The sequence below is a fragment of the Rhodoblastus sp. 17X3 genome, from assembly GCF_030056575.1.
Taxonomy (GTDB): domain Bacteria; phylum Pseudomonadota; class Alphaproteobacteria; order Rhizobiales; family Beijerinckiaceae; genus Rhodoblastus.
The window spans coordinates 1-1,235 of record NZ_JASHHX010000051.1 but is presented as its reverse complement, the minus strand read 5'-3'; the positions used below and the strand labels follow the sequence as shown (position 1 = coordinate 1,235).

Annotated in this window: 1 protein-coding gene; it reads left to right on the top strand. The window is 58.5% G+C overall.

Annotation, left to right across the window (positions count from 1 at the left end; translation table 11 throughout):
* Nucleotides 1-81 precede the first annotated feature (81 nt).
* A protein-coding gene (locus QM467_RS19700) for an IS3 family transposase (protein WP_446737811.1) occupies nt 82-1,235 on the top strand; the annotation gives its coding sequence in 2 pieces (ribosomal slippage) (nt 82-334 and nt 334-1,235; 1,155 coding nt annotated over the 2 pieces). This gene is flagged as partial in the annotation.

The window sequence follows — 1,235 nt, the reverse complement described above, 5'->3', positions numbered from 1 at the left end:
GTGACCTGGCCCCGGGAAACTCGGCCATTCTGAACTGGAATTTTCCAATTATGATCCCTGACGGGGACCAAGGAGAGTTCCATGAAAGCGACCAAGTTCTCGGAGGCGCAGATCGCCTTCGTTTTGAAGCAAGCGGAAGACGGCGTCGCGATCGCGGACGTCTGTCGCAAGGCCGGAATTTCGGACGCGACGTTTTACAATTGGCGGAAGAAGTACGCTGGCCTGATGCCATCGGAGATGAAGCGGCTGCGCCAGTTGGAAGAAGAGAACGCGAAGCTGAAACGGATCGTGGCCGACTTGTCGCTGGACAAGGCCATGCTTCAGGACGTTCTCGCAAAAAAGCTCTGAGGCCTGCCCGCAAGCGGGAGCTTGTCGACAAGCTGCGATCGGACTGGAAGACCTCGATCAGGCGCGCCTGTTCAGTTTTACGGGTCGATCGGTCGCTGTATGTCTACAAGTCGAAGCGTGACGGCCAGGCCGAGTTGAGCCAAAGGATCAAGGAGATCTCCCGGACGCGGGTGCGCTATGGCTACCGGCGCATCCATGTGCTTCTGGCTCGGGAGGGCTGGGCGGCGAACGTCAAGCGCATCTACCGGCTTTACCAGAACCTTGGCCTGCAATTGCGCTACAAGACGCCCAAGCGCCGAGTGAAAGCGAAGCTGCGCGAGGACCATTGCGAGGCGCAGCGACACAATGAGACCTGGGCGATGGACTTTGTTCACGACCAGCTGGCCACGGGACGCAAGATCCGGGTCCTGACCATTGTCGACACCTTCTCGCGGTTCTCGCCTGCGGTCGATCCGCGTTTCAGCTATCGGGGCGAAGACGTGGTCTTGACGCTGGAGCGGATCGGCAAGAGCGTCGGTTATCCGAAGACGATCCGGGTCGATCAGGGTTCCGAGTTCATCTCGCGCGACCTTGATCTGTGGGCTTATCATAAGGATGTCGTGCTCGACTTTTCGCGCCCCGGCACGCCGACCGACAATCCCTTCATCGCGTCGTTCAACGGCAAGTTTCGGGTGGAATGCCTCAATGCCCACTGGTTCATGAGCCTCGATGACGCGAGGGAGAAAATGGAGGAATGGCGTAGAGACTACAATGAGGTCAGACCGCACAGCGCGATCGGCAATAAGTCACCGATAACGCTGATCAACGGCGCATCGACGCATTCGGCGCCATGCGCCAAAACGCCGAAAATTCCAGTTATGACTGGTCCAATTTTCGGGGGCACGTCA